Raw genomic sequence first — 25143 nt, forward strand, 5'->3', positions numbered from 1 at the left:
GTCGCGGACCACGGGGGTCAGGCCGAGCTGGAAGCGCGGGCCCTTGCTGCGCAGCCCCCTGCGGGTGCTGCGCATCCGCGGGTTGACGATCTCGTCGATGCCGAAGTTGAGCAGCGCCAGGGCGATCCCGACGAAGGCGACGCACAGGGCCGGCGGCCCGTACCACCACCAGGTGCCGCTGGTGGTCGCGCTGAACTGCTGGGCGGTGTTGAGCATGGTGCCCCAGGAGGCGGTGGTGGGATTGATCAGACCGAGCCAGGCGAGCGAGGCGTAGGCGCCGATCCCGTAGATCACCGTGAAGATGAACGAGGAGGCCAGGATGGGCAGCAGATTCGGGAGGATCTCGAAGACGATGATCCGCACCCGGCTCTCGCCCACGACCCGGGCGGACTCGACGTAGTCCTGGTTGCGCAGGGCCAGCGTCTGCGCCCGCAGGACCCGGGCCCCCCACGCCCACGCGCTGAGGGCGATGACGGCGCCGATGAGCAGCGGGTTGCCGGTGTCGCCGTCCGGCATCATCTTCATGACGACCATCAGGATCAGCAGGCCCGGCAGCGCCAGGAAGATGTTGGTCAGGATCGACAGCACCTCGTCGGCCTTGCCGCCGAGAAAGCCGGCGCTCACGCCGACGATCACGGACAGCGCGGTGGCGACGAGCCCGCCCACGAAGGCGATGAGCAGCGTGTCCCGGCCACCGGCCAGCAACTGCGAGAACAGGTCGTGCTGCTGCACGTCCGTGCCGAGCCAGAACTGCGACGAGGGCGGGTGCGGCACGTTGTCCAGCGTGGACGCCTGCCACTCGGGCGAGTGCGGGGCCACCATCGGCCCGAAGACCGCCAGCAGCACGAAGAAGAGCAGGATCAGCGAACCGGCGGCCACCTTGGGCGAGCGCAGCCAGCGTGGGCGGCTGCCACTGCCGCCGGAGCGACGTCGGGGTCGAAGGACAGGGGACACGGCTCAGGCCACCTTCCTCGCGCGCGGGTCGAGCGCGACGTAGACGATGTCCGCGAGCAGGTTGGCGCCGAGCACGGTGAACGTGACGACCAGCAAGATGCCCTGCATCACGGGGTAGTCGGCGGCCTGGGCGGCATTGAAGATCTCACGCCCCACACCCGCGTAGTTGAAGACGATCTCGGTGACGATCGACCCGGTGACCACAAGACTGATCGACAGAGCGAAGTTGGAGATGCTCGGCAGCAGCGCGTTACGGGCGGCGACACCGACCACCCGCCAGCGCGGCAGACCCTTGGCCGCGGCCACCAGGACGTAGTCCTCGTCCATGGTGGTGATCATCATGTTGCGCATCCCGATGATCCACCCGGCGATCGAGGCCAGCGCGACGGTCGCCGCCGGCAGCGCCGCGTGGTCGATCACGTTCGCGATGAACGGCCCGTTCCACCCGGGCGTGACCGTCGCGAAGCGGCCGGTGTCGTACGCGCCGCCCGTCGGGAACATCCCACCGTAGAAGCCCAGGGTGAGCATCAGCAGCGACGCGAGGATGAAGTAGGGGACGGCCTGGAAGAAGGTGGCCGCCGGGAGCAGCGAGTCCAGCAGACCGCTGCGCCGCCACCCGGCCAGCACGCCGATCAGCGTGCCGACCAGGAAGGCGATCACCGTGGCCGAGCCGACCAGGCCGATCGTCCAAGGCAGGTCGTTGCCGAGCACGGTGGAGACGGGCGTGGACAGCGAGGTCGACATGCCCAGATTGCCGTGGAACAGGTTGCCCAGGTAGGTCAGATACTGCGCCACCAGCCCCTGGTGACCGCCGCCGTACTGGGCCTCAAGGGCCTGGAGCTGGGACGGGGTCAGCGAGGCGGTGTTCATCTTGGCCAGGAAGTTCTGCAGGGCACTGCCCGGCACCATCCGGGGAATGAAGAAGTTGAGCGTGATCGCGGCGAACGCGGCGACCAGGTAGAACCAGAGCCTTCGCAGGAGCGCTCTCATGTCGGCCTCCGCTCAGACGAGGCGACGCCAGAACGGCGTCGCGGGGTCGGGGGAACAGCCGCAGCTCTCGCGGCGGACCGGCCGGGTGGGCAGAACGATGTCGGTGCTTGCCTCAGCGGGGACGGCGTACAAGCCGACCGCAGGCGTGACCGGAGGAGCTGAAGTGATCATGGAGTGCAGGACCTCGAAGGCTCGCGCGCCGATCTCCTGGATCGACTGACGCACAGTGGTGAGTTGCACCGAGGACGATGGAAGCGCCTCAAGCGAGCGCTTACAGGATCGATGCGGAAAAACTAGGTGCGCTTTCCATCAATTTCAAGAGCTGCCATGCGGTGTTACGGTACTGTGATGCCCCGGGGGGTATCGTGGCACGCAGGAACTCAGGGCAGCCAAAGGCGAATGATCAGCACACGGACAACGTCTGGCCTGCTGTCCTCCGAAGGGAGAAATGGCAGGTCAAGGCCGCATAAGCGATGCATCAGTAAAAAGCGCGTCAGTTTCCAGGCCGGGGAATCGCCCCCTTACGCGCCGCCTCCCCGTACCAGTGCGCGCTCGACTTGAGTGTGCGCCGCTGCGTGGCGAAGTCCACGTAGATCATGCCGAAACGCTTGGCATAGCCGTAGGCCCATTCGAAGTTGTCCAGCAGGGACCACTGGAAATAGCCGCGGACGTCGATACCCGACGAGATGGCGCGATGGACGGCCGCCAAGTGGTCGTGGAGATAGCCGACGCGTTCCGGATCGCGCACCTCACCCTCGGGGTTCGGGTAGTCCTCACAGGCCATGCCGTTCTCGGTGATCAGCAGCGGCAGATCGGGCCGCTCCCCGTGCACGCGGGAGAGCAGGTCGAACAGCCCGGTGGCGTCGATCGGCCAGCCCATGCTGCTGGCGGGGCCCTCCGGCTGATGAAAGGCGACGGACTCCGATCCCGGCCACGGCGAGCCCCCGCCGGTGCCGTGCGTCGTGCTGGTGCTCGCCCCGTCGGCCGAAACCCATGCCGGGGTGTAGTAGTTGATCCCGACCGAGTCGAGCGGGGCGTGTACGGCGGCGAGGTCTCCAGGCCGGACCAGTTCGTCCCAGTCGACCAGGTGGGCGGTGTCGGCGAGCAGGTCCTCGTCGTAACGGCCGTGCAGCATCGGCCCCGTGAAGATCCGGTTGCCCACGGCGTCGATGCGTCGGGCCGCCTCGGCGTCCGCCGCACTGTCGGTCAGCGGCCGAACCTGGTGCAGGTTGAGACTGACGGACAGACGGGCGTCCGGTACTGCGGCGCGGATCGCCGCGGCCGCCCGCCCGTGGCCCAGGTTGAGGTGGTGCGCGGCGCGGAGGGCGTCGGCCGGATCGGTCCGGCCGGGCGCGTGCACGCCGGAGCCGTAGCCGAGGAACGCCGAGCACCACGGCTCGTTCAGCGTGGTCCAGCAGGTCACCCGGTCGCCCAGAGCCTCCGCAGCCAGGGCCGCGTAGGCGCCGAAACGCTCGGCCGTGTCCCGGGCCGGCCAGCCGCCCCCGTCCTCCAGTTCCTGCGGCAGATCCCAGTGGTACAGGGTGGCGACCGGGGTGATGCCGGCCTCCAGCAGGGCGTCCACGAGCCGGCGGTAGAAGTCGAAGCCCCGCTCGACGGCCGGGCCGTGACCGGTCGGCTGGACCCGGGGCCAGGAGATCGAGAAGCGGTAGGCGGTGAGGCCGAGATCGCGCATCAGGGCCACGTCCTCGCGGAAGCGGTGGTAGTGATCCACCGCGATGGCTCCCGTATCGCCGTGATGCACCTTGCCAGGCGTGGCACAGAAGGTGTCCCAGATGGAAGGCGTGCGCCCGTCCTCGTCGGCCGCGCCCTCGATCTGGTAGGCCGAGGTCGCCGCGCCCCACAGGAAACCGGATGGGAAGTGCAGCAGGCCGTCGTCAGCCGGCAGGGACCGCGGCGCGGCCAGGAGGCCGGGCCGGCGAAGGGATGGCGAGGCGCCGACGGAGGTCATTGCAGCGGGCTCCCGAGGTTTCCGAGGCGGATGCGGTGAGGCGGAGATCGAAGGCGCTCCGGTTGCAGCCGGTGGTCGACTCCGGGCGAGGCCGGATGGGAGCGCTCCCAAATCTTTCCGTGCCGGAAGCCTGAATCTTCCTGCATGCGGATGTCAAGACCCTCCCGGACATCTGCCCGAAATCTGGGAGCGATCCCAGATGACGGATGCGTTATGGTGAGAACCACGAGGCCAGCGACTCGGACCCGTGCGCAACACCCCGGGCACAACCTGGCCACGCCCCGGTCGCAGCTGGGGCGATCCAGGGAAGGCCGTAGTGGGCGCGCTCCCAAATCGCTCTCGCGGCGACGGCGTAGACTCCGGGCCCACGACGGCCACGCCCCCGAGCGAGCCGGGCCGACGGGTCCTGGCGGGCCATGTGGAGACCAGGGTCCGCCCACCGGCTGTCTGTCAGTGGCCGGCGGCAGGACGGACGTTGCGCCCACATCACGACCATGGACAGCAAAAAGGAGCGGCAGGATGGGCAGCAGGCTCGGCGACCGCGGCACGGGACGACCGACGCTGGAGGCTGTGGCCGCGCTGGCCGGCGTCGGCCGCGGCACGGTGTCGCGCGTGGTCAACGGCGCCGCCGGGGTCAGCCCCCGGGCGCGGTCGGCGGTCGAGCACGCGATTGCGGAGCTCGGCTACGTGCCGAACCGAGCCGCCCGCTCCCTGGTCACCAGCAAGGCCGACGCGATCGCATTGATCATTCCGGAGACCGAGACCCGGCTCGCCTCCGAGCCCTTCTTCGCCTCGATCATCCGCGGTGTGGCCAGCGAGCTCTCCGACACCGAGCTCCAGTTGCTGCTGATCCTCGTCAGCACCCAACGCGAGCGCGAGCGACTCGCGGGCTTCCTCGACGGGCGCCGGGTCGACGGGGTGCTCATGGTCTCCGTCCACGCGGACGACCCCGTGGCCGAACTCGTGGAGCGGACCGGCCTGCCGGCCGTTCTCGGCGGCCGCCGTTCCGAGATGGAACCTCTCAACTACGTCGATTCGGACAACCTTCGCGGCGCCTGGGCCGCTGTGCGGCATTTGGTGGGCCTGGGGCGGCAACGGGTGGCGACCATCACCGGTCCGCCGGACATGGAGGCTTCCGGCGTCCGCCTGGAGGGCTACCGGAGGGCCCTGGAGGAGGCCGGGCTCGCTGTCGAGGCCAAGCTGATCGCTCACGGAGACTTCTCCGAGGCCTCCGGTGAGCAGGCCATGGCCGAGCTGCTGGAGCGGGAGCCGGCCGTCGACGCCGTCTTCTGCGCCTCCGACCTCATGGCCGTCGGCGCGATGCGCGCACTACGCCGCGCCGACCGCCGCATCCCGCAGGACGTCGCGGTCGTCGGCTTCGACGACTCGCCCGTGGCTCGCCACACCGAGCCCCCGATGACCAGCGTCCGCCAGCCGAGCGAGGAGATGGGCCGGGCCATGGCCCGGCTCCTGCTGGAGGACATCGCCACCCCCGGCCGCAGCCACCGGCAGATCATCCTTTCCACGGAACTCGTGGTCCGCGAATCCGCCTAGCCGGCGCCGAGCCGGCCTCCACGAAGTCTCCGCCGTGCGACTGCCGCCGATGAGCGAGCGCGAACCCACACCGTCTTCCGCGGCCCGTGAACCGGACGCCCCATCGGTCCCCCGCCGTCGGTGGGCGGCCGGTACGTCGACGACGGTGGGAGTAGTCCCACCGCTTCGCGATCAGCCTGCGGTGCCACGCCAGCAACGTCCCCCGGGGTGACCGCGAAGACACGGCTCCAGTCGCAGCGCGGTATCAGCGACGACAGCGCGGCCAACCAGACCCGGTCCGCGGGCTCGTAACGGACCGGACCCGCGAGCTGACGGCGCAACACCGCGTTCTCATGCCGCAGCACCAGCAGTTCGGCGTCCTTGGCCGTGTTGCGGCGCAGCAGGACGCCCGGCACGGACAGCAACGCGCGGGTGATCCGGTACACCGTCGAGATGATCACCCGCGCAGCATCCCCGCCGCTGGCGAACGCCTCTCACGCGGGCCCCACCTGCAGCGATGACTTTGCGAGCCCCACAGGGTCGCGACCACCCGTTGGGCGTCCAGGTGAAATCGGTCCCGACCCACCGGCAAGGACGCGGCATTTCGACCTGAGCCGCCCACAATCAGGCGAAGTACCTGATTCCGATCTCCAGAAGGAGCTGCCGAGATGTCCGAGCCCGTAGCGCCTCCCCAGGTCAACCCGACTTCACCGACACGGCGGGGTGTCCTGGTCGCCGGAACGACAGCGCTCGCGACAGCATCGCTGTGGTCAGCTACCACCGCGGGGCCGACACCCAGCGCCTACGCGGCCGAGACTGACACCGGGGCCGGTGGCGTGGCCGGTGGCGGCCCACTCACCCCGGAGCGCGTCCTGCACATCCTCGAAGACGGGAACCGGCGCTGGGTCGCAGGACGACTCCAGCACCCGCACCAGAGCGTGGCGCGTCGTCAACAGGTAGCAGCCGGCCAGCATCCGCTGGCCACAGTCTTCTCGTGCATCGACTCACGCGTTCCCCCCGAGATCGTGTTCGATCGGGGTGTCGGTGACCTGTTCGTGGTGCGGACCGCCGCACAGACGAACGACGGACTGGTCCAGGGCGCAGTGGAGTACGGCGTACAGGAAGCACTGACGCCGCTGCTGGTCGTGATGGGTCACCAGCGCTGTGGCGCAGTCGTGTTCGCGGTGGAGACACTGAACGCCGGGCGGGAGGCACCCGCCCATCTCAAGGACGTCGTGGACGCACTGCGCCCGGCCTACGAGGCCGCCAAGGGACTTCCGGGCGACCAGGTCGACAACACGGTCCGCGCCCAGATCCGGCTGACCGTTATGCAGTTGCAGCACGACGCACTGCTGGAACCTTTCGAGCGCGTCGGCCGCGCCCGAGTCATCGGCGCCTACTACTCCCTGGACACCGGAACGGTCGACTTCTGCCTCTGATCCGCACCGACCCGCGCGGAAATCCGCCGTCGGACAGGTCTCCGTGCGGGGGTAGGACCGGACAAGCGGAGCGTAGGGCTACTGCCCGAGCCGGGGTCGACGTCGTGCATGCGCGGCTCCTTTCATGATGGGCGTCCCGTTCCGAAGGGCGTCTGGTCCGGTTGGCAGGTCGTGCCGTTGGCGGGGGTGACGAGATCGACGAGGTAGCGCACCCTGGCCTCGTCGACGCATGTGCTGGGGACCTGGTAGCTGGGGTGGCCGTAGCCGTTCAAGGTGAGCAGCACGGCGTTGCCGAGTCGCCGCTGCGCTGCCTGGGCGCTGCGGTATCCGGTGGCGGGGTCGTAGCGGGCGTTGATCAGCAGAATCGGGGTTCTGGTCCTGGCGTTCCAGGGTCCGGCGTAGCGGTCGGCGTCGGGGGACGGCCAGTGCGAGGCGCACGGTGACCACAGCCACCAGCCCAGCACCGCGCCCCAGAGCTTGCTGGTGTCGGTGAAGTCGGCGATCTGTCGGGTCCAGGCGGAGGACGGGACGCGGGCCGCGGCGTCCGCGCAGGAGATCGCCGACGAGGTCGTCGCGCCGACGCCCAGGGCCTCGGGTGTCTGCTGGGCCTCTGCCGCTCTCTTCAGGTTCGACGCGTCGCCGCCTACTGCGGCCTCGAGGTCACGCGCGAAGGCGGGCCAGGTCAGCGGCGACCGCAGCGGGTTGAATGTGGAGACCTGCAGGTCTCCGTAGGTGAGCAGCCCGGGCGGGTTGGCGTGGCGGGCGGGGATCGGCGCCCGGCGGGCGGTGGCGAACAGCCCCGTCACGCGGTGCGCGACCGTGTCGCCGTGACCGGCGAGCGCGCAGCGCCCGGGACCCGCCTGCTGGCACAACGCTTCGAACTGGGCCAGCACTTGGTCGGTGGAGGAGACAGCGCTGGTGATGTTCGCCTCCATGCTGGTGGTCTGGGCCACCGTGTCGACGATGCCGTCCAGCATCATCGCGCGCACCCGGCGGGGGAACAGGTTCGCGTAGGTCTGGCCGATCATGGAACCGTAGGACAGGCCGACGTAGGTGAGCTCGGGGTCGCCGACCAGGGCGCGGAGTCGGTCGAGGTCGCGGGCGGTGTCCGCGGTGGAGATGTGCGCGAGCAGGTCTCCGCTGAGCTTGGCGCACCGGGACGCCAGCTCTTCGGCCTTGCGCTGGTACGCGACCGATTCCGCCGTTGTGCTCGGGATCGACACGCCCTTCCAGAACCGATCCCGCTCAGCGCGGCTGGTGAAGCACTCCACATGGGTGCTGGCATTCGAGCCGCGAGGGTCCCAGCCCACCACGTCGAAGCGTCCGTCGCCGAATCTGTCGAGCTCCTCTCCCGAGTCCCGTACCAGTCCAACACCGCTCTGGCCCGGGCCGCCGGGATTGACGAACATCGACCCGATGCGCGCGTCCGGTCTGGTCGCGAGACGGCGGATGACGGCCAGTTCGATCTGCCTGTCGGTCGGCCGGTTCCAGTCCAGCGGCACCGGAACCCGCGCGCACTGGAACTCCCTGCCCAGTCCGCTGCAGCTCGTCCAGGCGATCGCGTCCGGTCGGGCAGCAGCTTCGGTGCCGAGCGTGCCGTGCGTGCCGTGCGTGCCGTGCGTGCCGTGCGACGCGCACGCGGCTGCGGCCAACGACACGAGCACCGCCGCGACGGCCGGCCCCGCGCGCCGCCCCCATCGAGCGGCCCGCAGGGACGGTGGGGTGGTCTCGTCAGTCATCCGTCAGCCGGTCCTCGGCTCAGCATCCAGTTTGCCTGAGCCAGCCTCCGGCGCGAGCAGGCGATGAGCGCGACGCCTCGCCGATCCCGGTCCGCAACCCACCCGCTTGGTGCACCCGCCTCGCTCGCCTCCACCCCGTCACGCCTGCCGGCTCCTTCTCGCCACGCCGACCAGATCGACGCACTTGCCGCGCTCTCTCCGGCCACGCGGTGACCTGCGCCTTCGCGCCGATCCGCCGCCTGGGACGGATGCGAGGAAGCCGGGGCGAATCGGCCCCGGCCTCCCGCTTGGTGGTGCTGCCGGTCAATCAGTTGGCGAGCAGAGGCACCGGGTCACTGGTCCCAGCGACGTCCGGCGAGGCCGGGAAGAACCTTCGTGTGCTCAACCTTGACGGCTGTCAGCTCGTGCGGGTTGAGCCCCAGAACGGACAGGATCGTGGGGGCGACCTGGGTGGTCTCGACCGAGGCGGACTCGACCTGAGCGGGGATGCCCGGGCCGTCGACAATCATCAGGACGTGCCGGTCGCCGGTGTTCATGCCACCGTGCTCGGCCAGCTTGGTCGGCTTCGCGTAGACGATGCCCTGCTGGACCTCGCCGAAGACGTCCGGGTAGTGGCCGTTGTTCACCGGGACGCCGAAGAAGTGCGCGGCGGCTGCGCCGGCCCAGATCTGCGCCAGGCCCGAGTGCTTGACGGTGACCGGCTTCTTGTTGACGTCGTAGCCCTGCGCGGTGTGGTCCCACAGGTAGCGCTTGACGAAGTCGCTGGCGGCCTGCGAGTTGTCCGACAGGTAGGACTGCCACAGGTCGTCGTCGGTTCCGGCCACGATGAGGCTCTTGTTGCTCGGGTGCGTCTTCGCCCAAGCGGCGTTGATCGCGCTGACGATCGGACCGTCCTGGACGGTGACGAGCTTGTTGGGGTCCTGCGGGGACTGACCGTGCTTGGCCGTCACAATGATCGTCGTCGAGCCCGCGAGGCCGTCCTTGTGAATGGCGCGGACCATGCGGCCGAGCTGGGCGTTGACATAGTCCAGCGCGCTGGACAGCACCGGCCCGGGGACCAGCTTGCCGTGCACCCACTGGTAGCCGCCCGCTTCCGGAGCGCTGGTGGTGTAGTTGCCGTGGGCGTCCGGACCGATCAGCGTCGTCGGGGTCGAGCGGATCTTCTGCGCGACCGAGACGGTCTGGAAGTTCATGCCGAAGATCGCCGGGGTGCCGACCTTGGTCTTGCCCGAGTGGTCGCGGCCGCCGATCTCGTCGAGGACGGCCTGGACCTTGTAACCGTCGTACTGCTTGGTGGCGGCGTCGATGTGGGCCCAGTCGTCATCCTGCGGGTACGGGACGCCGTTCGGCATGACAGCCTGCGAGTCGATCTCCGGCGAGAAGAGGTCGTCGATGCTCTGACCGTTCGAGCCGGGACCGTTGAAGGACGCGTAGACCTCGTGCTTGTCGGACCACGCGGTGCGCAGGCCGGCGTTGTGGATGACCTGGAAGATCGTGTTGTCGCCGAGGTAGTCCCACGGGGTGATCGGCTTGCAGGTCTTGGGGTCGACCGGGAACGTCTTCGGGTTGAGCGACGTCTTCGGGTCGAACTTCAGGTTCATGATCGCGGCAGGGTTGGTGTCGACACCCTGGGCGTAGACCGAGCCGTTCTCGTCGAACGACGGGAAGGTGCCGTTCGCCGGGTTGATGAAGTCGTTGACGTTCGCGAGTGCGTCGTCCGGCGAGTCGTAGATGACGTCACCACCGGTAGCCGGCCGGCCGGGCGTGCAGGCGGCCCCGGGCTCGTCCGTCTTGTGGCTGTACTCGACGTCGTAGTAGACGCCGGTGGATCGGGGGTTACCGCCGGTCATCAGCGCGGTGCCGCCCGGGTCGGAGTCCGACGGGTTGGACGTCTCCGCATTGGTGTACTCGCTGCCGGTGTGCGTCAGTCTGGCGAGCGTTGAGCCCGGGTGGTTGGCGATGTACCAGTCGAGATCACTCTGGTGCATGCCGTCGATCGAGATGAGCAGGACGTGCTTACTGGCGGACGGGCGTCCCTCGGCGGCGTTGGCATTCAGGGCCGGAAGTCCACACAGCGCGGCTGCGGTCGCCGTGGCCAGTCCGACCAAGGCCGGACGGGTGTACCTGGGCATCGTGCTCTCCCTGCAAGTCGAGCCAATGAAGTCGCACATTTGCAGTGCGCGCGTATGCTCCACCGCCCAGACGGGCACACGAGAAAGACTGGGTGTCCATCAAGCAACCGTCAGGCCACGTCCGGATGTTGCGGAACCGTGCAAACCGTCGCCGGGCACCACAGACAGACACACGTCGCCCCGGCCTCCCGACGCGAGCAGCTTCCTGAGATGAGACAAAGGCCCGTCAGTGGACGATCCGCAGATCCCGCTTCCGCTCGCCCTGGGGGACCACTGAGGGGCCAGCGGCCACTTGGGCTATCCCTCGTCGCCGTGTCCACGCAACGCTTACGCGTACCCGAAGGAGGGCGAATGCGACACGGACAGACGACTGTCGTCGACGATCCGGCAGCCGACGGACCACCTGCGACGGAGAGGCTGATTCTCCGGTGGCTCGGAGTCTCGGGGTGGGAACTTCGCTTCGGAAGGAGCGGGATCCTCTTCGATCCGTACCTGAGCCGGATGCCTTTCCAATCGCCCGACGGAGCGATCGATCCATCCCTTCCCTTACGACTCGACCGGGCGGCCGTTGCAGGGATCGCGGGGCACCGCCTCGCGGGCCCTCCTGACCTGGTCCTCGTCAGCCACGGCCATTTCGACCACCTGGCGGACGTCCCGCAGTTGCTCGCGCATCCCGGCTGGGCCGGGCACCGCATCCGCACCCTGTGCGACGAGACCGTCGACCACCTTCTGGCCGCACTGGGCACCCCCGCCCGACGACTCGCCGACGTCATCCGCGTGCGAGGCGGGGAGCATCTGCGGTTCCCCGGCTTCAGCGTCGCGGTCCTCCCGAGCCTTCACAGTCAGCACAGCGATCACGGCTACTTCGCGCCCGGCACACGGGTACTCCCGCCGTCGGCTCCACGTTCCATCGGCGACCTCGTCGAGGGTCGGACCCTGGCCTACCTCATCAGTTTCGACGAGGGCCCGTCGGTCTACCTCGCCGGGACGAGCAATCTCGTGGAGCGGGAACTCGTCGGGCTTCGGCCGGATGTGGCTGTCGTCGGAATGACCTCGTACTCGGCCGTGGAGCGGTACCTCGACCGCCTGCTGGACGCGCTCGGCGACCCGCGGCTGCTGATCCCGACCCACCACGACGACATGATCTCCCCGTTGCCGGGGGCCAACGAGGGCACGGCACGGGAAAGCGCCACCACCAGGTCATCGGCGGCCCTGCTGCTGGAAGAGTCCGTCGCGGCCCGAGGAGCCGCCGGGACGCTGGTGGTTGATCCCGTCCCGCTGCGGCCTTTCAGCGTCTGACCCCCAGGGCCGCCGGCGGGTACCAGCTCCCGCACCTGCCGATGAGCTCATCCGCTCCGGCGGGGACATGGGCGCCTACTGAGGTGGCCCGGTGGCCGCCGGAGCCGACGCGCCGGCAGGGTCCTTGCGTGATCGGTGCGGCCGCTGCGGCTTACCGCGTGCGCTCGGTGCGGTCGTCGTATGCCTCGCGGGCGGCGATGACTTCCCCGATGTGCTGCACCGACCAGTCCGTCAGCGCCTTCAGCGGCTCCCGTAGCGTCTGGCCCAGCGCGGTCAGTTCATACTCCACGTGCGGCGGCACCTCCGGGTAGACGGTCCGGCTGACCAGACCGTCGCGTTCGAGGGTGCGCAGCGTCTGGGTGAGCATCTTCTCGCTCACGCCCGCCAGCGCCTGCCGGAGCCGGCTGAACCGGGAAGTCCCGTTCCGGCCGAGCTCGCCCAGTACGAGGACCGCCCACTTGCTGCCGATCTGGTCGAGCAGGTCCCGCGACGGGCAGCCGCGCTCGTACGGATCGAAAGACGGTGGGGGCGCGGTTACCTTCCCGACAGTCGCCATGCGGCTCACCTCAATGCTTTCGTTCGGGTAAGTACCCTACCAAGAAGTGGCTACTTCCGAATGGAGAGTGTGCAGGTCATCCTGAGTTCCGCCCCGCCGCAGACGAACCGCGACTGGCGCGCGAGGCACGCGCGGAAGGAAGGAATGACCATCATGTCGATCGTCGTCACCGGAGCCACCGGCCAGCTGGGCAGGCTCACCGTCGAGGCGCTGCTGCGGCGCGGGATCCCGGCCGCGGACATCATCGCGACGGGCCGGGACATCGCCGGGATCAAGGACCTGGCCGACCGAGGTGTCACGGCACGGCGCGCCGACTTCGCGGACGCCGACAGCCTGGCCGAGGCCTTCGCGGGGGCGGAGAAGCTGCTGCTGATCTCGGCCTCGGTCCCCGTGGACGAGCGGGTCGCCAACCACCGCCGCGTGACGGACGCCGCGGTGGCCGCCGGCGTGTCGCTGGTGGCGTACACGAGCACGACGCACGCGGACACGGCCACCACCGTCATCGGCGCCACGCACCGCGAGACCGAGGCGTACCTGCGGGACCGCGGAATCCCCAGCGTGGTGCTGCGCAACGGCTGGTACCTGGAGAACTACACCGGCCAACTGCCGCAGATCCTGCAGCACGGCGCCGTCGTCGGCGCCGCGGGCGAGGGGCGGATCAGCGCCGCATCGCGCGCCGACTACGCCGAGGCTGCGGCGGTCGTCCTCACTGCCGAAGGCCATGCGGGCGCCGTGTACGAGCTCGGCGGCGACGCATCCTTCACGCTGGCTGAGCTCGCCGCCGCGATCTCTGTTGCGACCGGGGAGCAGGTGGCCTACGCCGACCTCCCGGTCAGGGAGTTCGCGCAGGTCCTGGCCGCCGCAGGCCTGCCCGCCGAGCTGGCGGAGGTCCTCGCCGACGCCGACCTCGGCCTGAGCCGCGGTGAGATGTACACCGATTCCGGCGACTTGCGCCGCCTGATCGGCCGCCCGCCCGTGACCCTGACCGAGGCACTCGCGGCGCTGCAGCCTCTCTAGTCGCCGGGCGGCTGCGGAACGCGAGCCCGTAGCGAACCCGGACTAGTTGTCGGGGGCTGAGGACTACCGTTCGCCCGGGGTCACCAGGCCGCTCTCGTAGGCGGTCACCACGGCCTGGGCCCGGTCCCGCAGGCCGAGCTTGGCGAAGATCCGACCGACGTAGGTCTTCGTGGTCTGCTCCGCGATCACCAGCGCGCTGCTGATCTCGGTGTTGGACAGGCCGCAGGCGATGAGCCGCAGGACCTCGGTCTCGCGCTGGGTGAGCACGTCGAGGGCAGGTGAGGACGGCGGGTCGAGGCGTGGGGTGCGCGCGAAGTCGGCGATCAGACGTCGGGTGACCGACGGGGCGAGCAGCGCCTCGCCGGAGGCCACCACCCGGACGGCCTGGACCAGTTCGGCCGCGGTGGCGTCCTTGAGGAGGAAGCCGCTGGCTCCCGCGCGCAGGGCCGCGTAGACGTAGTCGTCGACGTCGAAGGTGGTGAGCATGAGCACCCGCGGGCCCGCCGGTCCGCTCGCGGCGCGCAGGATCTCCCGGGCGGCCTGGAGGCCGTCCAGCACCGGCATCCGGACGTCCATCAGCACCACGTCGGGCGAGAGTTCCCGGGCGAGGGACACGGCGGCGGCGCCGTCCGCGGCCTGGCCGACGACCTGAAGGTCGGCCTGGGCGGCCAGCACCGCGGCGAAGCCCTCGCGCACCATCGCCTGATCGTCGGCGATCAGGCAGCGCGTCAGGGCGGGGCCCGCGTCCGGGCCGACGGCGCTCATCCGAACTCCCGCAGCGGCAGCACCGCGGACACCTCGAAACCGCCGGCCGACGTCGGTCCGGCCGCGAGCGATCCGCCGAGCAGGGCCACGCGTTCGCGCATGCCGGTCAGGCCGTGGCCGTGGGCCTCTTGGCCGGCGGGGCCGGCTGGGCGCGCGGGCCCGGCCGGCGGTGGACTCGGTCGGTCGACCGGGGCGCCGGGGCCGTTGGCCACGCGCACCAGCACGGTGTCCATGCCCTGGTCCACCGTCACGGTGACAGTGGCGCCCGAGGCGTGGCGGCTCGCGTTGGAGAGCGACTCCTGCACGATCCGGTACGCGCACACGCCGACGCCCGCAGGCACCGCGTCCAGCCCCGGCGACACCGACAGGTCGACCGCGACGCCCGCGCGGCGGGCGCTGTCGACGAGTGCGGGCACCTCCGTCAGCCGGGGCTGCGGCGCGAGCTCGGCGGACCGGTCCTGGCGCAGCACGCCGAGCAGCCGTCGCATCTCGGTCAGCGCCTCGCGGGCCACCTCGCTGAGGGCGGCGAACTCCGCGCGGGTCGGCTCCGGCAGCTCCCCCAGACGGAACGGCGCCGTCTCCGCCTGGACGGCGATCAGCGAGAGGTGGTGCGCCACGACATCGTGCAGCTCCCGGGCGATCCGGGCGCGCTCCTCGAGCACGGCGCGCCGGGCCCGCTCGGTGTCGGTGCGGACCGTCTGGGTGGCCAGCGCACTCTGCGCGCGCAGGCGGGAGCCGACGCTGCTGACGGCGATCGTCACGGCGGTGAACACCAGCGTGGCGCTGGCCGGGCCGTTCAGGTTCGGGATGTCCCGCACCAGCCACCAGCCCCACGGCAGCACCGACAGCCCGAACATCCACCACAGCACCGGGCGTGGCTGTCGCATGCCGGCCACGCAGAAGGCGACCAGCAGCACCAGCAGCTGCGGTGCCGCCCACGGCCAGCCTCCCCACCAGCCGGCGGACAGCAGCGGGGAGAGCAGCAGCGCGAGCCAGCCGAGCCGCCAGGCGAGCATCGGCCGGGAGGGGACCAGCAGCAGCGGCAGCACCACAGCGACGGCGACCAGTACCTGCTCCGTGCTGGCCGGGTCCCGGGCGACGCCGGCAGCAGCGTACACGTGCGTGCCGTTGAGGGCGGCCAGCAGCGCCGTCGCGAGGACGAGCGCGGCGTGACCCGCCGCGCGCCTGCGGCGCGAGCCCGGGCGTCTCGAGCCTGCCGGGGCCGGCTCCGCGCCGACCGACACCTGGACGGGGGGCCGACAGGCGGCCCGGAGCCACTGTTGCAGCCGATTCACGGACTCAGCGTAGGGGGGCGCGGCCGCCCGGACATCCCGCCTGGATGGTCATACCCAGGTATGACCCGGGCCCGGAACGATGCCTGATGTCCCCTCCGGTACCACCGCGGTTCGCCCGCTCCGGTGCGACGACCCGGCCCCCGTTCCCGGGGCAACCTGGCGTCGTCACCGCCCGGCGTGCGACCGGGACGACGCCACGCAGGACGACAGCAGGACGACGAGGGGGAACGAACACGATGAACGTCGAGATCAGCGCGCTGACGCGGCGCTTCGGCACGGTTCAGGCCGTGGCCGGGGTGGACCTGCAGGCCGGTCCAGGGGTCTTCGGCCTGCTGGGGCCGAACGGCGCGGGCAAGACCTCGCTGCTGCGGATGATGGCCACGGCGCTGCCGCCCTCCTCCGGCACCCTGCGGCTGCTCGGCCGGGACCCGGGCAGCCACCGCCCCCGCTGCGAGATCCGCCGCCGGCTCGGCTACCTGCCGCAGCACCCCGGCTACCTCCCGGGGTTCACGGTGACGGAGTACGTCGAGTACTTCGCGCTGCTGAAGGAGGTGCCGTCGGCCCGGATCGGCGCGGCGGTCGCCACCGCCGTCGAGCGGGTGGGCCTCGGCGACCGGAGGAAGGCCCGACTGCGGACCCTGTCGGGCGGCATGCTCCGCCGGGCCGGCATCGCCCAGGCCATCGTCAACCAGCCGGACCTGCTGCTGCTCGACGAGCCGACCGCCGGCCTCGACCCGCAGCAGCGCGTCTCCTTCCGGGCGCTGCTGCGGGAACTCGGCGAGCACGCCACCGTGGTGGTGAGCACCCATCTGGTCGAGGACGTCGCCACGGCCTGCGCGGAGGTGGCCCTGATGGACCGGGGCAGGATCGCCTTCCAGGGAACGCCTGCGGGCTTGGCCGCGCGGGGTGACGAACGGGACGTCGGCGACACCCCGATCGAGCGCGGCTACAGCGCCGTCCTGTCGGAGGCACGGTCGTGAGCGCGGGAACGTCGGCGACGGCGGCTCCGGCGGCGATCGCGCGCCCGCGCCGGGTGACGGCGCACCTGCGGCGCCTGCTGCGGCTGCTCCAGCTGGAGCTGCGGCACTCCGCGATGGTCTGGATGCTGCCGGTGGCGATCGCGCTGTTCTGGCTCACCACCTATCGCAAGGACATGGCCATGCCGCCGCTGTGGAACCTGCGCGCGGCCGGGCTGCAGACCGGCGCGGTGGCCTGCTTCGCCGTCCCGGTGACCGGCGCGGCGGCCTGGGAGGCCTCGCGCGAGGCCCGGCGCCGCCTCGGCGACCAACTGACCGTCACCGTCCGTCCGCGCTGGGAGCGGCAGGTCGCGTCCTGGCTGGCCATCACGGTCTGGGCCACGGCGGCGTATCTGGGATGCGTCGCCTGCCTCTACGGGGTGACTGCCAGTCAGGCATCGTGGGGTGGTCCGCTGTGGTGGCCCGTCGTGGTCGCCGGCGCGAGCCTGCCGGCGTTCGGCGCCCTCGGGTTCGTCCTGGGGACGCTGTTGCCGGGGCGGTTCACGGCGCCGGTGGCGACCGTCGCGGTCTTCTTCGCCCTCGTGCTCAGCACCCAGCCCATTCACGGGGGCCGGTCCGCCTGGCAGGTCACACCGATCGTCACCGGCGGCGGAGGCATGGGCCTGTTCGGAGGATCGGCGACCTTCCACCCGTTCGCCGCCGACCTCGCCAAGGCGCAGGTGATGTTCCTGGCGGGGCTCACCGTCGCGCTGCTCGGGCTCCTCGCCCTGCTCCCCGGCGCGGCCGGCCGGGCGGCGCGGTGGGTCGGCGCCGCCCTGGCCGGCGCCGGGTTGGCGAGCGTCGTCACCGCGGTCGCCCTGACCGGAACGGGCACCCTCGGCGTCGACGGGATGCTCGACATCCCGGCGCTGCACGATCCCGCCACGGACCGGCCGCTCCGGTACACCCCCGTCTGCGACCGCGGGCCGATCCCGCTCTGCGTCAACCCCGCCTACGCACCCCTCCTGCAAGCCACCTCGCACGCGCTGGCACCGGTCACCGCCCAACTGGCCGGACTCCCTGGCGCGCCCACCCGGATCGTGCAGACGTCGACGACCTACGGCCAGGACGCCGGCAGCAGCCGGACCACCGGCCGCGGGACCGGAGCGCGCGGGGACGGAGCGCGCGGGGGTGACGGGGCGAGCGGTTTCCATCTGATCCTCCCCGTGCAACAGCCGGGGCCCACCATGACGGCCGACCAGATGGCGGCCCAGGTGGCGGCGGACTACGGCCCGCAGCTGGTGGCGCGCGTGGTCGGTGACGGCCCCGACGCCTCCGATGCGCAGAACGCGGTGGCCAGGGCGCTGCTGCTCGCGGCGGGCCTGGCTGACCCGGCGGCATCGTCCGGTGCGGCCGGGCCGGGTCACCCCGGCCTGGATGCGCCCGACTGGCCGACCCTGACGCGGGGATCGGCGGCGTACGCGGCCTGCGAGCGTTTCACCGCCCTGCCGGAGACCGCGCGTCGGGCCTGGCTGGTCCAGCACCTCGCCGCGCTCCGGGCCGGCTCGCTCACGCCGGAGCAGCTGCCGTGAGCGCCCGCCTGCTCGTGCTCCACGCCCTGGGGCGCCGGGCGCACGTCGCCCTGCTCGTGATCGCGGGCTGCGCCCTCGGACTGCGACTCGCGCTGCTCGGGCACTGGGACGCCTACGGGGCGCTGCAGCTGCCGCTGATCTTCGAGACGGCAGCCGCCGTCGCCGTCGCCGCCGCGACGGCGAGCCCGTTCGGCGAGCCGGAGCGAGTGGCGGGGCGGTGGCTGCCGCACCTGCGGGTGGCCGTCACGCTGACGTTGACCGCCGCGGCGGTCGGGCTGCTCGCCACCGCCGGTCTCGGCGGCCACCTGGCCGACGGCACCGCGGGCGTGCTGCGCAACGTCACCGGGATCACCGGCATCGGTCTGCTCTGCGCTGCCGCACTCGGCGGGGGCCTGTCCTGGACGGGACCGACCGGGTTCCTGGTCGCGGCCCTCTACGCCCTGTACGCGCGGTGGCATCCGCCCGGGCTGACCACCCCGTTGCTCTGGCCCGCCCGCCCACCGCACGACCTGGGCGGCGCCCTGTGCGCCGGGTTGGTGTTCGCCGGCGGGCTGACAGCGGCGACCCTGCGCGGCGCCCGCGACCGACCCACCGACCCGGACGCGGCCTGAGCCTGTCAGGCAAGGTCCTGGCTCTGGCCATCGGTCCCTCTGGGAGCCCGCTTCAGGGCGGTCCGGCAGCGCGGACACAACTGACCGACTTCGATGTCTTCGCCGTCAGCATCGGTGATGGGGCGCACCTCCGCGATGGACGACAACAGTCTGTGGCACAGGGTGGCGCCGTCGGCGTCGGGGACGACGTGCCACAGTACGGCGGTCGCGACTCCGTATTCGGCTTTCAGCGTGGTCATGGCCGGTGGCCTGCTTCCCCTGACTCCTGGTGCACCCGCGCGTGGACGGAGCGGATGAGTCGTTGCTGAGGTTCGCTCAGTCCACACAGGCCGGTCATGGTGTCACCGGGTACGTCATGGGTGCCGCAGATGGCCAGGGCGCCGTGGATCGGCGGATCGGGGCCACCGAAGGCGGCCACGAGCGCCTGGCCGACCGGGTTGGGGGGCCGGCCGGAGGCGCGGAAGTCATCCTCTGTGCAGCCACACAACCCTTGGGCTCTGCCCCGGGCACGCAGAATGGTGAAGGCCACGGTGCTCGCGTGCGCGGCGTCGGGGTCCATGAGCATCGCGCGGGTGTCGCCGTCACGGAAATGCAGCCGTCCGTCCGGATCGATGAGGGCATAGATGCCAGGTATGGCGGAACATCCTCCTGTTCCAGGAGGTTCGGGCGCCAGTTCCGGACGCGGCGACGTGCCCTCCCGTTCGCTGACCTCGACGTCTGTCGTCGGCCGAGGCCCGTTCCCGCACGGTCGATCACCACCCTCACCACGCATGACTGAGTGTCACCAACCATGATGATCAAAGCTGTTCGGGCCACGCTGCCTGGCCGGCTTCATCGCGGTGAGCAGCATCCACCAGGCCGCGTCCGCCAGCAGGACCGTGACGGCCGACAGAAGGACATCTGCGTTTCGCAGGGTGAGGGCCACGGTGAGCAGGAAGGCGCCGAGTGCCAGCCCGACGAGCCCGACCACGCGGCGGGCACCGCGGCGGTGGTGTCGCGGCGGAGCCCAGGCATGGAAGCACTCCAGCAGGTACGCCAGGTCGGGTTCGCTCGCGCTCAGATGCTGCTCGATGTCGGACAATGCGCGTCGCTCCCGCTGGGAAATCATCGCGTGCGCCTCCCGTGTTCCGGTTCTGGGACTTCGGCGCCGACAACAGACCGGCTTGCCATCGGGCCGGCCCAACCGCGCCTCCTGAGATCAGCCACGGTCGGGCACGTCCGGGCAGCATCGTCGCCGGCGCGATCCACGCGCTTCCGAGGAGTTCCCCACCGCTGACCACGCCCGCCCGCTTCGCCGACGACCCCCGTGCGGCGTGTGAGCGGCCCGCGTGCGTCCCTGACCGGGCGGCGATGCTGTTCGCTGACATCCGGACTCCTCGGCTGTCTCGTCTGGACACCGCCGGGGTCTGGGGCAGCAGGAGCGCTCGCCGCTGGAGCGGCCGGCTCAGTCGGTCCGGCCGAGACGCCGGAGCCCAGGGCTTCGGGCGCTCGAACCCGCCAACAACGCGCTTCCGCCACCGACTCTACGCCGGACCGCGGCAGCCCGATAACGCACGGACCGGCCGGAAGAAGCCGAAGCACCCGTCGGCGTGGCCGGGGGCGTCTCGTCGGCTCCCGCGTCCGTGGAGATGAGCGTCGTCAGCGGTCCTCGCCCATGTCGTCCAGGGACAGCAGAGGGGCGTCGGTGCAGACCAGCGCGATCAGCCGGGCCACGACGGGTCTCGGGTGGTGCAGCCGCAGGGACACTCCGGCCGCAGCGGCTCGATCGTAGGCCTGCAGCAGCGCGCTCAGCCCGCTGCAGTCGCAGAAGCTGACCCGGGTGAGGTCCACCTCGATGGCGCGCACGCCGTCGGCCACGCATCGCGACAGTGCGTGGCGGACGATCGGAGCGGAGTCCATGTCGATCTCGCCGACCAGGGTGATCTCGGCTCGGCCGTACCAGTCGTGCCGCTCGACGGTGAGTGTCCCCGTCGGCCTTGCGGCGCCGCGCTGGGGCGACGGGCGATGGCGGACCGTCATCGAGCGGGCGGTGATGCGGTTCGTGGACATCCAGATCTCCTCGGCCGTCTCCTCTGGAGCGCCGCCGGGGTCTGGGGCAGCTGGAACGAGCACGGCCGAAGCGGCCGGCACCGTCGGTCTTTCCGGAGGCGCCTCGACACAGGGGGCCCGAATGCTCACACCGGACAAGAACGGGTGTTCCACTACGGACTGTACGGCTTCCCGGAGCGGACCGATACCGTGCCACCTGGACACCTGACGTCCGCCAGGGCCGCGTCCCGCCCGAGCCAGATCCGGATGGCGTGGAACCCCGCCCCACGGGTGTCACCGGCGTTGATCGGTGCCTCGCCGACCATGACGACGCAGCACACCCCGGAGGGCGCAGGCCCACGCCCCTGAGCCTGCGCGTGCTCCATGAGCGACTGAGGGACCGGCGCGGCAGCCATGATCCGGACTAGGCTGTGGAGGTGCTTCTTTCCGCGCCCCGAGCGAGCGGCTCGGTGCGTCCGGGGGCGAGCCGAGTGCGGCGAGGATTGCTGTCCGCGCAGCTGAGGTCGGCGGCGGTGCTGGATCATCCGGCCTGCCGCCACACCGCTGCGCCTCAGCTTCGCCGGAACAGGACGACGACTGGTGATCAGTGACGGCATGGCCGAGGTGCTGCGCCTGCTCCAGCTCGACGTCGGGTTCGACGCCGCAGCCGAGGTCGCCGCGCGTGCAGCCGAGACCCTGGGCGTGGACGGCCTTACGGTCTCTCTCGCGACCGGGGGTGACCGGGCAGAGCTGATGTGGTGCACCGACCAGGCCGCCGGCCGCTTCGAGGACGTGCAGTTGACCCTCGGCGAGGGCCCTGGCCCCGAGGCCGCCCGCACCGGTGCGATGGTGCTGGTGCCTGACCTGGCCCAGGTGCGACCGGAGCGCTGGCCCGCGCTGAACGGTGAGACTTCGGGGCTGGACGTCCGCGCGGTGTTCTGTTTCCCGATGGGCATCGGGGCCATCCGCGTCGGCGTGCTGACCGTGGTACGCCGGACGGTGGGGCCGTTGACCGATGGACAGGTCGGCGACGCGCAGGTGCTGGCGCACGCCTTGACCGGGCGCGCGCTGGGCAGCGTCGTCGCGGGCCTGGACGGCACCGTTCCGGCCGACTCCGCCGACACTCTGCTGCACGCGGTCGTGCACCAGGCGACCGGCATGGTGAGCGTCCAGCTCGACGTGCCCCTGTCCCAGGCTCTGCTGCGGCTGCGCGCGCATGCCTACAGCAGCGGCCGCCCCTTGACCGACATCTCCCGGGACGTGGTCGCGCGGCGCCTGCGCCTGGACCACAACGGCAACGACAACGGCAACGGCAACCCGTTGCCCGTCTCAGACAAGGACTGATCGCCATGGCACGCGAACAGGAGATCACCAAGGTCTTCGTCGAGGTCGCCGACTCCCTGATCGACGATTTCGACCTGATCGACTTTCTCCAGCAACTGTCCGAGCGTTGTGTGGAACTGCTGGACGTTGCCGCGTGCGGGGTGCTGCTGGCCGACGAGCACGACGTGCTGCAGGTGCTGGCCGCCTCGGACGAGGACACCCGGCTGCTGGAACTGTTCGCCCTGCAGCACGACCAGGGCCCCTGCGTCGACTGCTACCGCAGTGGCCTGCCACGCACCAGCATCAACCTCGAAGACCCGAACGCCCAGCAGGCCTGGCCGCAGTTCGCCCCTGCCGCCCGCCAGTCCGGCTTCGTGTCCACCAATGCGATCCCGATGCGGCTGCGCCGGAAGGTCATCGGCGCCCTCGGCCTGTTCCAGACCAGCGGTCGTCCCCTCAGCGACGCGGACGCCACCCTGGCCCAGGCGCTGGCGGACGTGGCCACCATCGCGATCCTTCAGCAGCGAACCCTGGCCCACAGCGAGACCGAGCGCAGCCAGCTCCAGTACGCGCTGACCAGCCGCATCGTCCTTGAGCAGGTCAAGGGCATCCTCGCCGAACGCTGGCAGGTCACCACGGACGAGGCGTTCGTGGCGTTCCGCGCGTACGCCCGCGCCCACCATCACCAGCTCTCGCACCTGGCTCGCCTGATTGCCGACGGAGCATTCGACACCGAGCAGATCCCCCGCCCACCCCAGCATCGCTGACCTCGCCGGCTCCGGGGTACGGAGCGGTGCATCGACGGGGTGGTGTCGCGTCAGCGGTCCACCGGCGGATCAGAGTTCGTCCGGCGCCGATCCGCTGTGCGTCGGGGCCGCCTTGGCGTCGCGCCGTTGCGGGGAGCAGGCACCCCGCCGGGTGCGTGCCGCGGCGATCTCCTGTTCAGCCGCCGACCGGCCGAGCCAGGAGGCACCGTCGAAGGACTTGCCGGGTTCCAGGTCCTTGTAGACCTCGAAGAAGTGCTGGATCTCCCGGAGGTCGTGGGCGAAGACGTCGCCGAGCTCGTGCAGGTGCTTCATGCGGGGGTCGGTCGCCGGGACGCACAGCACCTTGTCGTCCTCACCCTGCTGGTCGTTCATGCGGAACATGCCCAGCGCACGGCAGCGGATCAGCACCCCCGGGAAGGTGGGGTCGCCACCCAGGACGAGTGCGTCCAGCGGCTCGCCGTCCAGTCCGAGAGTGCCTTCGACGTAGCCGTAGTCGGCCGGATAGCGGGTGGAGGTGAAGAGCATCCGGTCCAACCGGATGCGCCCGAGATCGTGGTCCATCTCGTACTTGTTGCGGGATCCCTGAGGGATTTCAACGACGACGACGAAGTCCATGTCCCGCTCCTGCCGACGGCACGGATCAAACTCCAGGCTACGACCCGGGCACCGGGGTGGCCTGGGCGGGTGGGTCGTCTCGCGCATCCGGCGCGAGCCGCGCAGGCTGGGGTGCATGACGATGGACATCGACCTGGAGGCCCTGACCGACCGGATCATGGACGAGGCCCGCAGGGGCGATCGGGCGGCCGTCGAGAAGTCCCTCGCTGCTTGGGGGATGAAGGGCATGGCGGCGGGATTCCTGGTCGCACAGCAGCAGGACGTCCGGCTTCTCCTCGACGGCCAGGTCGAGCGGCTGCTCGACTACGCGAGGGCGAACGGGGCCACGCCGGAAACACTGAAGTGGCTGCAGGAACAGCTGTCCCCATAGACCGCCTCCCCCACGCCGATCTTGTGATCGCCCGGGTCCACGACGTCCCAGGGCCCCCGGCTCCGGTCAGAGCCAGTCCTTGCGTCTGAACGCGACGTACAGCAGGACCGAGAGGGCGACGATGACGAGAGTGGAGACGAGGAATCCCCACCGTTGCCCGAAGCCGGGGTAGGGCAGGTTCTGCCCGTAGAAGCCGGTGATCGCGGTCGGAACGGCGATGATCGCCGCCCAGCTGGTCACCTTCTTCATGATCATGTTCATTCGGTTGGCCTGGACCGAGAGGTTCGTCTCCACCAGCGACGTGAGCACGTCCCGCAGCGACTCCGTCCACTCGGTGACGCGCAGGACATGGTCGTAGACGTCGCGGTAGTACGGCATCAGCGGCTCCGGCACCACCCCCAGGTCCGGGCGCATCAACGAGTTGACGACCTCCCGCATGGGAAGCACCACCCGCCGCAGGCGGACCAGCGACTTGCGCAGCTGGTAAGAGCGCTGCTGCACCTCCTGGATCTGCCTGCGTTCCTCTCGGAAGAGCAGTTCGTCGAGCTCCTCGATGCGGTCGTCGAAATGCTGCACAGCGGCGAAATGCCCGTCCACCAGATAGTCCAGCAGGCCGTACAGCAACAGACCCACGCCGGGTGCCGAAGTGGCAGGCGCTCGGTCCCAGCGCGCCACCACCTCGTCGATCGGCAGGCCAGCATCCTTCCGGACGGTGATCAGCGCGTTCGCGGTGATCAGTACGGCGATCTCCCTGGTCACCAGGCTCACGTCGTCGGGCGCGACAGAGACCGCGTAGGCGCTGAGGAACTGGTGGGACCGGTAGCTGTCCAGCTTCGGGCGCTGTCCGGCGTGCACGGCGTCCTCGAGGGCGAGCTCGTGGAGCCCCAGCTCCTCGCCCACCGCCGCGAAGTCGGCCGGCTCCGGTTGGCACAGGTCCAGCCACACGACGGCGTTCGGCTCCGCCAGATACCGCGAGACGTCGCCGACCGGGAAGCCCTCGAGGGCGAGGACGCCGCTTCGGTAGAGCCGGGTACGGGCCATGCCCCGACCATAACCGCGACACTCCGGCATGCACCGATGCGCCCGACGCCTGCGGAGTGTCGCCGCGAACGGACCCACGGCCCGACGAACGGATCAGGCCCCGGGTTCCGCTCTGTGCGTCGAATCGCGCCTCCGCGCTGCCGTGTCTCCCC

24 protein-coding genes and 1 pseudogene are annotated in these 25143 nt (G+C 70.8%); 10 read left to right on the plus strand and 15 right to left on the minus strand.

Going from position 1 to position 25143, the window contains the following annotated elements; all coding sequences use genetic code 11:
• From BMY61_RS40045 to BMY61_RS40060, 4 genes are all read right to left on the minus strand, one after another.
• Positions 1-954, minus strand: a 954-nt coding sequence (locus BMY61_RS40045) for an ABC transporter permease (RefSeq protein WP_143094758.1), incomplete at its 3' end; no start/stop codon positions are given.
• A gap of 3 nt (positions 955-957) precedes the next feature.
• On the minus strand, positions 958-1944 hold the full coding sequence (locus BMY61_RS40050) for an ABC transporter permease (protein ID WP_042443457.1): 987 nt from the start codon (positions 1942-1944) through the stop codon (positions 958-960).
• Between the two features lie 12 nt (positions 1945-1956).
• Complete coding sequence (locus BMY61_RS45665) at positions 1957-2184, minus strand: LacI family transcriptional regulator (protein WP_042443455.1); 228 nt, start codon at positions 2182-2184, stop codon at positions 1957-1959.
• A 253-nt stretch (positions 2185-2437) separates the two neighbouring features.
• Positions 2438-3913: a GH1 family beta-glucosidase gene (locus BMY61_RS40060; RefSeq protein ID WP_042443453.1), complete on the minus strand. Its 1476-nt coding sequence runs from the start codon at positions 3911-3913 to the stop codon at positions 2438-2440.
• A 519-nt stretch (positions 3914-4432) separates the two neighbouring features.
• Between BMY61_RS40060 and BMY61_RS40065 the strand changes: the two genes are divergently transcribed.
• Positions 4433-5467, plus strand: coding sequence for a LacI family DNA-binding transcriptional regulator (locus BMY61_RS40065; protein ID WP_042443451.1), 1035 nt, complete (start codon positions 4433-4435; stop codon positions 5465-5467).
• A gap of 115 nt (positions 5468-5582) precedes the next feature.
• Here BMY61_RS40065 and BMY61_RS40070 read toward each other — a convergent pair.
• Positions 5583-5907 (minus strand): annotated as a pseudogene (locus BMY61_RS40070) (integrase core domain-containing protein); the annotation flags it as partial.
• Between the two features lie 207 nt (positions 5908-6114).
• Here BMY61_RS40070 and BMY61_RS48515 point away from each other — a divergent pair.
• Entirely contained in the window at positions 6115-6885 is a 771-nt protein-coding gene (locus tag BMY61_RS48515; protein WP_042443449.1) for a carbonic anhydrase, read from the plus strand.
• A gap of 122 nt (positions 6886-7007) precedes the next feature.
• Here the strand turns inward: BMY61_RS48515 and BMY61_RS40080 are convergent, their stop codons facing one another.
• On the minus strand, positions 7008-8624 hold the full coding sequence (locus BMY61_RS40080; RefSeq protein WP_075004247.1) for an alpha/beta hydrolase: 1617 nt from the start codon (positions 8622-8624) through the stop codon (positions 7008-7010).
• A gap of 332 nt (positions 8625-8956) precedes the next feature.
• Positions 8957-10756 (minus strand): alkaline phosphatase family protein, encoded by a 1800-nt coding sequence (locus BMY61_RS40085; protein WP_042443444.1) that lies wholly within the window; start codon positions 10754-10756, stop codon positions 8957-8959.
• A gap of 312 nt (positions 10757-11068) precedes the next feature.
• Between BMY61_RS40085 and BMY61_RS40090 the strand changes: the two genes are divergently transcribed.
• The gene (locus BMY61_RS40090; RefSeq protein ID WP_236655884.1) at positions 11069-12055 is read left to right on the plus strand and encodes an MBL fold metallo-hydrolase; all 987 of its coding nucleotides are present in this window, start codon (positions 11069-11071) and stop codon (positions 12053-12055) included.
• Between the two features lie 151 nt (positions 12056-12206).
• Here BMY61_RS40090 and BMY61_RS40095 read toward each other — a convergent pair whose 3' ends face one another.
• Complete coding sequence (locus tag BMY61_RS40095) at positions 12207-12611, minus strand: winged helix-turn-helix transcriptional regulator (protein ID WP_042443442.1); 405 nt, start codon at positions 12609-12611, stop codon at positions 12207-12209.
• A 144-nt stretch (positions 12612-12755) separates the two neighbouring features.
• Here BMY61_RS40095 and BMY61_RS40100 point away from each other — a divergent pair, with 144 nt between their 5' ends.
• Positions 12756-13628 (plus strand): SDR family oxidoreductase, encoded by an 873-nt coding sequence (locus BMY61_RS40100; RefSeq protein WP_082014777.1) that lies wholly within the window; start codon positions 12756-12758, stop codon positions 13626-13628.
• A gap of 63 nt (positions 13629-13691) precedes the next feature.
• Here the strand turns inward: BMY61_RS40100 and BMY61_RS40105 are convergent, their stop codons facing one another.
• Both BMY61_RS40105 and BMY61_RS40110 read right to left on the minus strand, forming a co-directional pair.
• Positions 13692-14393, minus strand: a complete 702-nt coding sequence (locus BMY61_RS40105; protein WP_042443440.1) for a response regulator — start codon at positions 14391-14393, stop codon at positions 13692-13694.
• On the minus strand, positions 14390-15688 hold the full coding sequence (locus BMY61_RS40110; RefSeq protein ID WP_083555261.1) for a sensor histidine kinase: 1299 nt from the start codon (positions 15686-15688) through the stop codon (positions 14390-14392). The genes BMY61_RS40105 and BMY61_RS40110 overlap by 4 nt, the downstream gene beginning before the upstream one ends.
• Positions 15689-15924: 236 nt before the next feature.
• Between BMY61_RS40110 and BMY61_RS40115 the strand changes: the two genes are divergently transcribed.
• From BMY61_RS40115 to BMY61_RS40125, 3 genes are read left to right on the plus strand one after another with little or no spacing between them, the layout of a single operon-like run.
• A complete protein-coding gene (locus BMY61_RS40115) occupies positions 15925-16668 on the plus strand; it encodes an ATP-binding cassette domain-containing protein (protein WP_042443438.1) in 744 nt (247 codons plus the stop codon).
• The gene (locus BMY61_RS40120) at positions 16665-18236 is read left to right on the plus strand and encodes a hypothetical protein (protein WP_042443436.1); all 1572 of its coding nucleotides are present in this window, start codon (positions 16665-16667) and stop codon (positions 18234-18236) included. Before BMY61_RS40115 ends, BMY61_RS40120 begins: the two co-directional genes overlap by 4 nt.
• Positions 18233-18847: a hypothetical protein gene (locus BMY61_RS40125; RefSeq protein ID WP_052438383.1), complete on the plus strand. Its 615-nt coding sequence runs from the start codon at positions 18233-18235 to the stop codon at positions 18845-18847. The genes BMY61_RS40120 and BMY61_RS40125 overlap by 4 nt, the downstream gene beginning before the upstream one ends.
• A gap of 5 nt (positions 18848-18852) precedes the next feature.
• Here the strand turns inward: BMY61_RS40125 and BMY61_RS40130 are convergent, their stop codons facing one another.
• From BMY61_RS40130 to BMY61_RS40145, 3 genes are all read right to left on the minus strand, one after another.
• Positions 18853-19086, minus strand: coding sequence for a hypothetical protein (locus BMY61_RS40130; RefSeq protein WP_042443434.1), 234 nt, complete (start codon positions 19084-19086; stop codon positions 18853-18855).
• A gap of 542 nt (positions 19087-19628) precedes the next feature.
• Complete coding sequence (locus BMY61_RS40140; protein WP_075004248.1) at positions 19629-19955, minus strand: DUF3040 domain-containing protein; 327 nt, start codon at positions 19953-19955, stop codon at positions 19629-19631.
• A gap of 530 nt (positions 19956-20485) precedes the next feature.
• Positions 20486-20896: an STAS domain-containing protein gene (locus BMY61_RS40145; RefSeq protein WP_236655883.1), complete on the minus strand. Its 411-nt coding sequence runs from the start codon at positions 20894-20896 to the stop codon at positions 20486-20488.
• A gap of 579 nt (positions 20897-21475) precedes the next feature.
• On the opposite strand from BMY61_RS40145, the gene BMY61_RS40155 reads away from it, so the two are divergent.
• Complete coding sequence (locus BMY61_RS40155) at positions 21476-22219, plus strand: ANTAR domain-containing protein (RefSeq protein ID WP_042443425.1); 744 nt, start codon at positions 21476-21478, stop codon at positions 22217-22219.
• Between the two features lie 5 nt (positions 22220-22224).
• Positions 22225-22965, plus strand: coding sequence for a GAF and ANTAR domain-containing protein (locus BMY61_RS40160; protein ID WP_042443423.1), 741 nt, complete (start codon positions 22225-22227; stop codon positions 22963-22965).
• A 69-nt stretch (positions 22966-23034) separates the two neighbouring features.
• Here the strand turns inward: BMY61_RS40160 and BMY61_RS40165 are convergent, their stop codons facing one another.
• Complete coding sequence (locus BMY61_RS40165; protein ID WP_082014776.1) at positions 23035-23580, minus strand: inorganic diphosphatase; 546 nt, start codon at positions 23578-23580, stop codon at positions 23035-23037.
• 115 nt (positions 23581-23695) lie between these two features.
• On the opposite strand from BMY61_RS40165, the gene BMY61_RS40170 reads away from it, so the two are divergent.
• Positions 23696-23950 carry a hypothetical protein gene (locus BMY61_RS40170; RefSeq protein ID WP_042443421.1) on the plus strand — a complete coding sequence of 85 codons (255 nt, stop codon included), beginning with the start codon at positions 23696-23698 and terminating at the stop codon, positions 23948-23950.
• A 66-nt stretch (positions 23951-24016) separates the two neighbouring features.
• On the opposite strand, the gene BMY61_RS40175 is transcribed toward BMY61_RS40170, so the two are convergent.
• Complete coding sequence (locus BMY61_RS40175) at positions 24017-24991, minus strand: magnesium transporter CorA family protein (protein WP_042443419.1); 975 nt, start codon at positions 24989-24991, stop codon at positions 24017-24019.
• Positions 24992-25143 lie beyond the last annotated feature (152 nt).

Source organism: Streptacidiphilus jiangxiensis (assembly GCF_900109465.1).
GTDB lineage: Bacteria > Actinomycetota > Actinomycetes > Streptomycetales > Streptomycetaceae > Streptacidiphilus > Streptacidiphilus jiangxiensis.

Bases quoted from the DNA above. Each gene is read 5' to 3' on its own strand.
- BMY61_RS40105 (WP_042443440.1), bottom strand. From the start codon at position 14,393: ATGAGCGCCGTCGGCCCGGACGCGGGCCCCGCCCTGACGCGCTGCCTG.
- BMY61_RS40085 (WP_042443444.1), bottom strand. From the start codon at position 10,756: ATGCCCAGGTACACCCGTCCGGCCTTGGTCGGACTGGCCACGGCGACC.
- BMY61_RS40140 (WP_075004248.1), bottom strand. From the start codon at position 19,955: ATGATTTCCCAGCGGGAGCGACGCGCATTGTCCGACATCGAGCAGCAT.
- BMY61_RS40115 (WP_042443438.1), top strand. From the start codon at position 15,925: ATGAACGTCGAGATCAGCGCGCTGACGCGGCGCTTCGGCACGGTTCAG.
- BMY61_RS40165 (WP_082014776.1), bottom strand. From the start codon at position 23,580: ATGGACTTCGTCGTCGTCGTTGAAATCCCTCAGGGATCCCGCAACAAG.
- BMY61_RS40065 (WP_042443451.1), top strand. From the start codon at position 4,433: ATGGGCAGCAGGCTCGGCGACCGCGGCACGGGACGACCGACGCTGGAG.
- BMY61_RS40100 (WP_082014777.1), top strand. From the start codon at position 12,756: ATGACCATCATGTCGATCGTCGTCACCGGAGCCACCGGCCAGCTGGGC.
- BMY61_RS40170 (WP_042443421.1), top strand. From the start codon at position 23,696: ATGACGATGGACATCGACCTGGAGGCCCTGACCGACCGGATCATGGAC.
- BMY61_RS48515 (WP_042443449.1), top strand. From the start codon at position 6,115: ATGTCCGAGCCCGTAGCGCCTCCCCAGGTCAACCCGACTTCACCGACA.
- BMY61_RS40095 (WP_042443442.1), bottom strand. From the start codon at position 12,611: ATGGCGACTGTCGGGAAGGTAACCGCGCCCCCACCGTCTTTCGATCCG.
- BMY61_RS40130 (WP_042443434.1), bottom strand. From the start codon at position 19,086: ATGACCACGCTGAAAGCCGAATACGGAGTCGCGACCGCCGTACTGTGG.
- BMY61_RS40145 (WP_236655883.1), bottom strand. From the start codon at position 20,896: ATGTCCACGAACCGCATCACCGCCCGCTCGATGACGGTCCGCCATCGC.
- BMY61_RS40060 (WP_042443453.1), bottom strand. From the start codon at position 3,913: ATGACCTCCGTCGGCGCCTCGCCATCCCTTCGCCGGCCCGGCCTCCTG.
- BMY61_RS40175 (WP_042443419.1), bottom strand. From the start codon at position 24,991: ATGGCCCGTACCCGGCTCTACCGAAGCGGCGTCCTCGCCCTCGAGGGC.
- BMY61_RS40050 (WP_042443457.1), bottom strand. From the start codon at position 1,944: ATGAGAGCGCTCCTGCGAAGGCTCTGGTTCTACCTGGTCGCCGCGTTC.
- BMY61_RS40160 (WP_042443423.1), top strand. From the start codon at position 22,225: ATGGCACGCGAACAGGAGATCACCAAGGTCTTCGTCGAGGTCGCCGAC.
- BMY61_RS40080 (WP_075004247.1), bottom strand. From the start codon at position 8,624: ATGACTGACGAGACCACCCCACCGTCCCTGCGGGCCGCTCGATGGGGG.